The sequence below is a fragment of the Candidatus Poribacteria bacterium genome (assembly GCA_016866785.1).
Lineage (GTDB): Bacteria > Poribacteria > WGA-4E.
On sequence record VGLH01000288.1, the window covers coordinates 1 to 1,598 of the forward strand.

At 63.8% G+C, this 1,598-nt stretch carries 2 protein-coding genes; both read left to right on the forward strand.

The genetic code is table 11. The features are described from left to right. Positions 1-1,249, forward strand: a 1,249-nt coding sequence (locus tag FJZ36_19365; protein ID MBM3217057.1) for a pyruvate ferredoxin oxidoreductase, incomplete at its 5' end; no start/stop codon positions are given. A gap of 2 nt (positions 1,250-1,251) precedes the next feature. Continuing rightward, positions 1,252-1,488, forward strand: a complete 237-nt coding sequence (locus FJZ36_19370) for a hypothetical protein (GenBank protein MBM3217058.1) — start codon at positions 1,252-1,254, stop codon at positions 1,486-1,488. Positions 1,489-1,598 lie beyond the last annotated feature (110 nt).

The window sequence follows — 1,598 nt, forward strand, 5'->3', positions numbered from 1 at the left end:
CAAGATCGCCCAGCGCGCTTACTACGATGCGGTTCCAGCCGCCATCCAGTCGGCGATGGATGAGTGGGCGAAGCGGACCGGCAGACCGTATTCGTTCATCGAGCAGTACCGCATGGAAGACGCAGGATACGCCATCGTCGGCATGGGCGGCATGATGGAAACGGCGATGGTGACCGCCGATTTCCTGCGCGAGCGCGGGCACCGAGTCGGCGTCGTCCATGTGACCGTCTTCCGACCGTTCCCGGGCCCGCAGCTTGTCGAGGCGCTGAAGGACGTGAAGGCGTTCAGCGTCATCGAGCGCATGGACAACCCGCTGGCGCAGTCGAACCCATTGACGGCGGAGATTAAGGCGGCGTTCGCCGACGCGGTCTCCGGTGCCGACGGGTACCCGGCGATCACGTCGATCCCAGCGGTCTACTCCGGCGCCGCCGGACTGGGCAGCCGCGACGTCCGTCCCGGGGACTTCATCGCCGTCTACGAGAATATGGTCGATGAGAATGGCAAGCGCTTCTTCGTGCTGGGCGTCAAGCACGACCTGGCTCTGGAAGCCCGGATCGACCCGGACATCCGTCCCACGGGCTCCTTTTCGATGCGCGGGCACTCGGTCGGCGGCTTCGGCTCCGTGACGACGAATAAGGTGATCGCGTCGTTCCTCGGCATGCTGGGGTTCAGCGTTCAGGCGTACCCGAAGTACGGCTCCGAGAAGAAGGGCTTGCCGACGACCTACTACCTGACGGTCGCCGACGAGTCCATCCGAACCCACTGTGAGATGAACCACGTCGAGTTCGTGCCGCTGAACGACGTGAACGCGTTCCATCATGGGAACCCGTTGGCGGGCTTGCAGGAAGGCGGGATGGTCTTCATCCAGACGCCGAAGAGCACACCGGAGGAGGTCTGGGCAGGCATCCCCGGCTATGCCAAGGAGATCGTCCGCAAGCGCTCCATCCGGGTCGTCGCGCTCGACACGGTGCGTATCGCTCGCGAGGTGGCTCCGACGCCCGACCTTCGAGAGCGCATGCAGGGCATCGTGCTGGCAGGCATCTTCCTGCGCCAGTCTCCGATCCTGCAGGCGCACAGCATGACGAAGGAAGATCTCTTCGCCCTCGTTGAGGATTCGCTGCGCAAGTGGTTCGGCAAGCGCGGCGAGAGCGTCGTCCAGGCGAACGTCGAAGCGGTCCGTCGAGGGTATGAAGAAGTGTTCGAGGTTCCACGGTCGATCATCGACGCGCCGGACTCGGAGGTCGGTTGAGCATGCCCAAGATTCTCGACTACGTCGAATACACGGAAACCGACAAAGGCTGGGTCAGCCGCAAGGTCCACGACCAGGGAACCCCCGCCGGCGAGTTCGAGATGGTGCGGGGGGCTCAGGTCGCCATCGATACCGACATCGAGGCGATCCGCGCTGGTATACGACCTGCGTGGACGCTCCTCGGCCTGCCCAAGATCATCGTGAACGGCGAGGTCTTCAGACAGGCTGACCAGCCCTGACCGCTGCCGAGTTGCCAAGGATCTCGAAAGGATCGCGAATGTCAGAAACAACCCGGATTCCGCGAGCAGCGCCCACGGACGAAGCAAAGGGCCCGACGCTGCTCGATATC